This is a genomic window from Streptomyces sp. NPDC014727, from assembly GCF_043083485.1.
Lineage (GTDB): Bacteria > Actinomycetota > Actinomycetes > Streptomycetales > Streptomycetaceae > Streptomyces.
This window is the reverse complement of sequence record NZ_JBIBYR010000002.1, coordinates 518,193-526,070: the sequence shown is the minus strand read 5'-3', so window position 1 is coordinate 526,070 and position 7,878 is coordinate 518,193. Positions and strand designations below refer to the sequence as shown.

The following is a 7,878-nucleotide window of genomic DNA, read 5'->3' as shown; positions in this document are numbered from 1 at the left end:
GGTGACGCGCACCCCCGCGTGCACCCCCCAGTTGCCCGTTGGGGGGCCGGCGGGGGGGAGGGCCAGTCACCGGGGGAGCAGCTCCCGGTGATGCCGGGGGGGCGCGACGGACGGTTGTCCGTCGCGCCACCGAAAGGGGTGAACCGTCGTAACTTTCCCGCTCCAGTGGCGTTCAGTCGCGCTATGGGAGTGATCGGTTACGGAGAGTCGGGCCGGGGCCAGCTCCTTGCGAGCTGCGCGGCGGACCGCCGCGAGCGACGGCGACCCGGTCGCTGGGCCCGGAGGCCGCCGAGGAATTTCCGCGCAGGCAGCAACACGAGAGCGAGTGCATACAACCGGTCGGCACATGGGAAGAGATGGCCGGAACTCACTGACACCCCCGAGCCGTGCCCCTTCCGATTCAACTGGTGGGGTACACCCAGGCGTTGGGCCGGCATGCGATCCCGTCGATGTTCAGGGACTTGGTCTGCTGCTGCATCACCGGAGCGAGCGCTCCCGGCGTGCTGCACCTCACATGGTCATGGCCCAGCCGGTGACCGACCTCATGGTTGATCAGCATCCGGCGGTAGGCGAAGAGTTTGTCCGGACCGAACGTCGACGACCCCTGCGCCCAGCGGTAGGCGTTGATCATCACGCGTTCGGTCGCGGCGGAGTCGCACGAGACGTTGTCCTCCGTCGTGTCCAGGCCCGACTTCCGGCACCAGTCCCCGGTGGTCCCGGGACTGGCCAGGGTTATCACGAAATCGGGGTCGCCGGAGGAGATCCGCTCGAACGTCATGGCGCCGTCGTGCGCCCAGCTGCGGTCGTCGTTGAGCGTCTCCTGGACGGCTCGGGCGAAGAGCCCCGCGTCGAGCCCGAGGCCCTTCTCGACATCTATGCGGTAGCGGTACTTGTGCCCCCGGCCCGGGGCCTTCGCCGAGCCCGGAACCACCTCGAACTTCCCGGAGCCGTGGAGCTTCGGCGCGAGCGGATAGGCCTTGGCCATCTTCTCCGCGTACGAAAGGGGCTTGACCTGCGCCGGCTTCGGGGTCGACCGGTCGTCCGAGCGGGATGCGCCCTCGGTGCCGTCCCGGTCGGCGCCCGCGGACCGCGCGGTATCGGTGCCACCGTCGTCGTGGGCGACCTGTCCGGCCACGACCACCGCGAGCACGGTGGTCACCGCGGCGGCCGCGATGCCGGTGAACGTGCGGCCCCTGGTGCTCCTGGCGGACGCCGGTGCGCCGGTGTCACCGCTCGACGGCTGCTCGTCGTGCTCGCCGACCGAGCCGTTCGGATCGGCGGGCGGGGCGGGCGGGGCGGAGGGCCCCCGGGGCGCGGGCGGAGCGGGTGGCGCGTCGAAGGCCTCGACGAACTCGCGCCGCGGCCCGGGCACCAGCGGCCGGGCACCCGTCTGCTGAGCGCGCCGGGGCACCGTCTGCTGCGGGCCGGTCCCCCAGCCGCCACCGGGTTCACGCTGTTCGGGGTGGCCGCCGCGGACATGGCCGGTGTGCTGGAACGGGGCGTGCCCGTCCGTACCGGCCGGCGCATCGGCCGACTTCCGGCGCCGCCCGCTGCCGGGCCCCGGGCGGACGCCTTCCCGGCCGGCGCCCGCGTCCGCGAGGGCCTCGGTATCGCCCCCCGTGGTCGCGGGGCCCTTTCGGCTGTGTCGTCCCACGCCCCGGATCAGCTCCCGCCGAGTTCGTCGAGCAGATCCCGGAACGCCTGGGCGACCGCCTCCGGGTACTCCATCATCGCCACGTGCCCCGCGTCGGGCAGTGTCAGCAGTCGCGAATCCCGGAAGGCCGCGGACGCCCTGCGTGCCATCCGGTACGAGACGAGCTGGTCCCGTCCGCCGTACACGAGCTGGGTCGGTGCGAGCACCCGCTCGGCCTGGCGCCACAGCCCGTGCTGGCCGCCCAGCGTGTACGCGTCGACGATGCCACGTGCCGAGCGCGCCATCGCGTCCCAGAAGTACGGCAGTTCCAGCCGACGCTCCATTTCGGCCACCGCTTCGCGGAAGCCCGACTCGGAGACGCGCGCCGGATCGCCGTAACAGAGCGCCATGACACCGCGCGTGCGTTCTTCGGCGGTCCAGTCCCTGGTCATACGGGCGAACAGCTTGGCGACACCCGGAAGGGCGAGCAGTCCGGTCGGCGCGGCGGAACGCTGCACCCGGATCTCGGGCAATGCGGGCGAGACGAGAGTGAGGGTGCGTACCAGGTCGGGACGGACCGCGGCGACCCGGGTGGCCACGGCACCGCCGAGCGAATTACCGAAGAGATGAACCGGTCCGCGCTCCGCCGCGTCGAGGAGGCGGATCACGGCGCGGGCATGTCCGGTGACCGAGTAGTTGCCGTCGTCCGGCGGCGGCGAGTCCCCGAAACCGGGCAGGTCGACCGCCTCCCCGTCCACCAGGTCCTGGAGCAGTGGCATCAGCGCCGACCAGTTCTGGGAGGAGCCGCCGAGCCCGTGCACGTAGAGCGCGGGCGGCAGCCCGGTCCGCTCCGGCGGCCGGGTCCGGACGGTCAGCGTCAGACCGGGCAGCGCGACGGAGCGCAGCTCCTCACCCTCCGCGACCCTGACGGTGCTCACCGTGGGGGCCACCGCGGCGGCGGCGGCGCGCAGGCCCGGCAGCTCGGTCGAAGACATGCGGCAATGTTACGAGACGATCACACCACGATTCATGTGTTCGCTGTCACAGATCGCATAGCGGCTCGCAGGGGTAGCTCCTACGCTCGTAGCAAGGAAGGGAGTCACCATGACGGTCGACCCCAGCGACCCGGAGACCTTCGAGAACATCCAGCCGGACGAACCGGACCAGGAGACGCCCCGGGCGGACGCCGCCGAGCAGCGGACCGATCTCCAGCAGCGGCGCGACGAACCGCTCACGAGCATCGACCGGGACAGCGCCAATGAGGCGGATGCGGTGGAACAGGCTCGTGTGGTCGCACAGGATGAAGACGATTACCGCTGATTCGCCCCGCTTTGCCCTGGCAGTCGACGAATCTGCGGCTACCGCAGCCGTCCGGTCCGTGAAATTCTGCGTCCGCGCCGCGCGCACCCGGGTTACCCAAAAGTACGATGGCGGTACGGCGCAGCGTGCACGGAAAGGCTGTGTCCGATCACATATTTGGGAGGCGGCGTGACAGCCATCGAGCAGACCGAGGCGGCGCGTCCGCGAGGCACTCGACTGCCTCGCCGCGCCCGACGCAACCAGCTGCTGGGCGCCGCGCAGGAAGTATTCGTGGCGCAGGGGTACCACTCCGCGGCCATGGACGACATCGCGGAACGGGCCGGGGTCAGCAAGCCGGTGCTCTACCAGCACTTCCCGGGCAAGCTGGAGCTGTACCTGGCCCTGCTGGACCAGCACTGCGAGTCATTGCTCCAGGCGGTCCGTACGGCGCTGGCGTCGACGACCGACAACAAGCTCAGGGTCGCCGCGACGATGGACGCGTACTTCGCGTACGTGGAGGACGAGGGCGGCGCCTTCCGGCTGGTCTTCGAGTCGGACCTGACCAACGAGCCCGCCGTCCGCGAGCGCGTCGACCGGGTCTCGTTGCAGTGCGCGGAGGCGATCTCCGACGTCATCGCCGGGGACACGGGACTGTCCAAGGACGAGTCCATGCTGCTCGCGGTCGGTCTGGGCGGCGTCTCCCAGGTGGTCGCCCGCTACTGGCTCTCCAGCCGGTCCGCCATCCCGCGCGACACCGCGGTTCAGCTGCTCACCTCGCTGGCCTGGCGGGGCATCGCGGGCTTCCCGCTGCACGGCATCGAGCAGCACTGACGGCGGCGGCCGGGCCCGACCGCCGCCCGTGTTCGCTGCGGGCGTTGCCCACCGGCCCCTGACGGCTCCCCTCAGCGGGCTAATGTGTGCTGCGTACGGCGCGGTTCACCGCGCAGGGACTGACCGTCGGAGGGACATAGCCGTGGAGGTCAAGATCGGGGTGCAGCACGCGCCCCGGGAGATCGTTCTGGAGAGCGGGCTTTCCGCCGAAGAGGTCGAGAGCACGGTCGCCGAGGCTCTCACCGGTAAGGCGCAGCTGCTCAGCCTCACGGACGAGAAGGGCCGCAAGGTCCTGGTGCCGGCCGACCGGATCGCGTACGTGGAGATCGGCGAGCCCAGCACGCGCCGCGTGGGGTTCGGCGCGCTGTAGGGCGGCGCGCTCAGTGGTCGTGACAGCGGCCCGGTGGGGATCCCCCCGCCGGGCCGCTGTCCGTTCCGGCCCGCGCTCCGGTCCGCGGCTCCGTCCGTGCGCACCGCCCGCGTTTCCGCCCGTCGGGGCGATTCTGTGTGCGAACCCCGTACGAGGAGGGTTGCGTTCCGCCACCCTCGGGTAGTACCGCTAACGACCGATTTACCCGCCCCGCAACACGCGAGGTGATCATCTGTGATTCTGGAACCTCTCGGCTCCGTCGTGCTCGGACTCGCCCTGGCCTGGCTGGGGCTCCATTCGCTGTCCGATCGGCTCCCGTCCCGCCGTGCCGTCTTCACCACCGGCGCTCTGGGGGCCCTGTTCGGCGCGTTTCTCATGCACTCGGTGCTGGGACCTGGCCACTCGGTGGCCACACTGGTCGGCGCGGCACTGGTCGGGGCCGTGACGCTCTCGCTGCTGATCCGCCCCCGAGCCCACCGTCTGAGCCGCTCAGCGGCGGCCTGAGAGCGTCCGGCACCCGTGCGGACGGACGCCGGACTGCCCCGGGTGAAGGTGCTACGCGGCCAGGCCCAGCGCGGCCATCCGCCTGGTGTGCGCCTCGGTGATCCGCGAGAACATCCGCCCGACCTCCGCCAGGTCGAACCCGTCCGCCACGCCGCCCACGAGCATCGTCGACAGCGCGTCACGGTCGGCCACCACCCGCTGCGCCTGCGAGAGCGCCTCGCCCATCAGCCGGCGCGCCCAGAGCGCCAGGCGGCCGCCCACACGCGGGTCGGCCTCGATCGCGGCGCGCACCTTCTCCACGGCGAAGTTGCCGTGTCCCGTGTCGTCGAGCACGGCGAGGACGAGGGAGCGGGTGTCCGAGTCGAGCCGGGCGGCGACCTCGCGGTAGAAGTCACTGGCGATCGAGTCGCCGACGTAGGCCTTGACCAGGCCCTCCAGCCAGTCGGACGGAGCGGTCTGGCGGTGGAAGTCGTCGAGCGCCTTGGCGAACGGCTCCATCGCGCCGGTCGGCTCCACCTCGATCGCGGTCAGCCGGTCCGTCAGCCGCTCAAAGTGATGGAATTCGGCGGAGGCCATCTTCGCCAGCTCCGCCTTGTCGGCCAGCGTCGGCGCGAGCTTGGCGTCCTCGGCGAGCCGCTCGAAGGCCGCCAACTCCCCGTAAGCGAGTGCTCCCAGCAGGTCCACGACCGCTGCGCGGTACTGCGGCTCCACGGATGCGGTGGCCCAGTCCTGGGCGGCGATTCCGGTGAGCACGGGTGCTTCGTTGGCATTGTCAGGCGTCTCCATGAAGCGCAGAATAGCCCGCCCGACGGGGGGCGGAAGGGCCCGGCCGGCCAGTGACATCACACCGTTCCGATGAATTCGCCCGACACACATGCGCAAATCCGGGGTACAGTGGTATTGCGTCTACTCAGTATTTTGGGTTGTGACGCGAAATTGAATGAGGATGCCCGGTCGGTGGCCCGATCGGCTCCGACCCGACAGCCCTCCGCGCGGGGCGTACGACTCGTACGACCGCAGATGAGGGGCCCCCTCAGCGGCACGAGCGCTCGAGCGACGGCAGTGGTCCCGCGCCACCCGGCCCATCCACGGCCGGATGACCAACCCCGGCACGGTACGACCCCCAGCGTTCGCCTCGGACCGCGTCTCACAGAAGAGGCAGCACCCTGACTACGTTCCGAGAACTCGGGATTCTCCCCGAGACGGCCGAGGCCCTTGAGGCAGTCGGCATCGTGTCCCCGTTCCCCATCCAGGAGATGACGCTCCCCGTCGCGCTCTCCGGTTCCGATGTCATCGGCCAGGCCAAGACCGGCACCGGCAAGACCCTCGGTTTCGGTCTTCCGCTGCTGGAGCGCGTCACCGTCCTCGCGGACGTCGAGGCCGGCCGGGCCCGGCCGGAGGAGCTGACCGAGGCGCCGCAGGCACTGGTCGTCGTCCCCACCCGCGAGCTCTGCCAGCAGGTCACCAACGACCTGCTGACCGCCGGCAAGGTGCGTAACGTCCGTGTTCTCGCGATCTACGGCGGCCGCGCGTACGAGCCGCAGGTAGAAGCCCTGAAGAAGGGCGTCGACGTGATCGTCGGCACCCCGGGCCGACTGCTCGACCTGGCCGGACAGCGCAAGCTCGACCTCTCGCACGTGCGTGCGCTCGTGCTCGACGAGGCCGACGAGATGCTCGACCTCGGCTTCCTGCCCGACGTCGAGAAGATCATCACCATGCTTCCGGCGAAGCGCCAGACGATGCTTTTCTCCGCGACCATGCCCGGCGCCGTCATCGGTCTCGCACGCCGCTACATGTCGCAGCCGACGCACATCCGCGCCACGTCGCCCGACGACGAGGGCGCGACCGTCGCGAACATCTCGCAGCATGTCTTCCGGGCCCACTCGATGGACAAGCCGGAGATGGTCTCCCGCATCCTGCAGGCCAACGGCCGCGGACTCGCGATGATCTTCTGCCGCACGAAGCGCACGGCTGCCGACATCGCCGAGCAGTTGGAGAAGCGCGGTTTCGCTTCCGGCGCCGTCCACGGCGACCTCGGGCAGGGCGCGCGCGAGCAGGCGCTGCGCGCGTTCCGCAACGGCAAGGTGGACGTGCTCGTCTGCACCGACGTGGCGGCCCGCGGCATCGATGTCGAGGGTGTGACCCACGTCATCAACTACCAGTCGCCGGAGGACGAGAAGACGTACCTCCACCGCATCGGCCGGACCGGTCGGGCCGGTGCCAAGGGCATCGCGATCACGCTGGTCGACTGGGACGACATCCCGCGCTGGCAGCTGATCAACAAGGCGCTGGACCTGGACTTCAACGATCCGGTCGAGACGTACTCCACCTCGCCGCACCTCTTCGAGGAGCTCGACATCCCGGCCGGCACCAAGGGTGTCCTGCCGCGCGCCGAGCGGACCCGCGCGGGTCTGCGTGCCGAGGAGATCGAGGACCTCGGCGAGACGGGCGGCCGCGGCCGCAAGTCCTCCGCCGCCTCCGCGGCGCCCGCCGCCCGCGAGGAGCGTGCGCCGCGCACGCCGCGCCAGCGTCGTCGTACGCGGGGCGGTTCGGCCGTCCCCGCCGTCGGGGAGACCGCCGGCACCGCGGCCGTGGTACCGGCCCCGTCCGCCGAGGTGACCGACGCCCCGTCCGAGCCGCGTACGCCGCGCCGTCGGCGCCGCACCCGCGTCGGAGCCGCGGACGTCGCGGCCGAGGCCGCGGTGACCACGGTCGACGCTCCGGCCGCCGAGGCCGGGGACGAGCCGGAGGCCAAGCCGCGCCGTCGCCGCACCCGGGCCGCCGTCGTGAAGCCGGTGGCGGAGGAGGTCGACTTCCAGATCGCCCCCATCGCCGAGCCGGTGCCCGCGAAGACGGTGACCAAGCCGCGCCGCCGCACCCGTGTGGTCAAGCCGGCCGAGGACGAGGTCGATTTCCAGATCGCGCCCATCGCCGAGCCGGTGCCCGCGAAGACGCCGCGCCGTCGCACGCGTGCGGCCGCCAAGCCGAAGACGGAGGTCGTGGCGGAGGCCCCGGCCGCCGAGGGCGAGACGAAGCCGCGCAGGCGCCGGGCGCCGCGTGCGACTGCCGCCAAGGCCGAGGGCTGAGCGCGCGGCACCGCCTCCTCCGGGCTCGCCCCGGACCCCGCTCCTCCGCCGACCGGAGGTGCCTGATTTCGCCGGACGGGCTTGAGGGTTCCCTCAAGCCCGTCCGGCGTTCGAGGACCTGCTCTTCTGCCCGTCCGGCGTTGCAGGACATAACC

The 7,878-nt window shown here is 71.4% G+C and carries 8 protein-coding genes; 5 read left to right on the top strand and 3 right to left on the bottom strand.

The genetic code is table 11. The features are described from left to right. Positions 1–400: 400 nt before the first annotated feature. Entirely contained in the window at positions 401–1,654 is a 1,254-nt protein-coding gene (locus tag ACF1B9_RS06040; RefSeq protein ID WP_391739298.1) for a DUF3152 domain-containing protein, read from the bottom strand. An 8-nt stretch (positions 1,655–1,662) separates the two neighbouring features. Beyond that, the gene (locus ACF1B9_RS06035) at positions 1,663–2,628 is read right to left on the bottom strand and encodes an alpha/beta fold hydrolase (RefSeq protein WP_391739297.1); all 966 of its coding nucleotides are present in this window, start codon (positions 2,626–2,628) and stop codon (positions 1,663–1,665) included. Between the two features lie 109 nt (positions 2,629–2,737). On the opposite strand from ACF1B9_RS06035, the gene ACF1B9_RS06030 reads away from it, so the two are divergent. From ACF1B9_RS06030 to ACF1B9_RS06015, 4 genes are all read left to right on the top strand, one after another. Continuing rightward, a complete protein-coding gene (locus tag ACF1B9_RS06030) occupies positions 2,738–2,953 on the top strand; it encodes a hypothetical protein (RefSeq protein ID WP_391739296.1) in 216 nt (71 codons plus the stop codon). A 168-nt stretch (positions 2,954–3,121) separates the two neighbouring features. Continuing rightward, complete coding sequence (locus ACF1B9_RS06025; protein ID WP_239227244.1) at positions 3,122–3,763, top strand: TetR/AcrR family transcriptional regulator; 642 nt, start codon at positions 3,122–3,124, stop codon at positions 3,761–3,763. Positions 3,764–3,905: 142 nt separating this feature from the next. Beyond that, positions 3,906–4,133 (top strand): DUF3107 domain-containing protein, encoded by a 228-nt coding sequence (locus ACF1B9_RS06020; RefSeq protein ID WP_351201915.1) that lies wholly within the window; start codon positions 3,906–3,908, stop codon positions 4,131–4,133. 234 nt (positions 4,134–4,367) lie between these two features. Further along, positions 4,368–4,637, top strand: coding sequence for a hypothetical protein (locus tag ACF1B9_RS06015; RefSeq protein ID WP_391739295.1), 270 nt, complete (start codon positions 4,368–4,370; stop codon positions 4,635–4,637). A gap of 51 nt (positions 4,638–4,688) precedes the next feature. Here ACF1B9_RS06015 and ACF1B9_RS06010 read toward each other — a convergent pair whose 3' ends face one another. Next, a complete protein-coding gene (locus ACF1B9_RS06010; RefSeq protein WP_391739294.1) occupies positions 4,689–5,423 on the bottom strand; it encodes a ferritin-like fold-containing protein in 735 nt (244 codons plus the stop codon). A gap of 470 nt (positions 5,424–5,893) precedes the next feature. Between ACF1B9_RS06010 and ACF1B9_RS06005 the strand changes: the two genes are divergently transcribed. Continuing rightward, positions 5,894–7,723 carry a DEAD/DEAH box helicase gene (locus ACF1B9_RS06005; RefSeq protein ID WP_391739341.1) on the top strand — a complete coding sequence of 610 codons (1,830 nt, stop codon included), beginning with the start codon at positions 5,894–5,896 and terminating at the stop codon, positions 7,721–7,723. Positions 7,724–7,878: the final 155 nt, after the last annotated feature.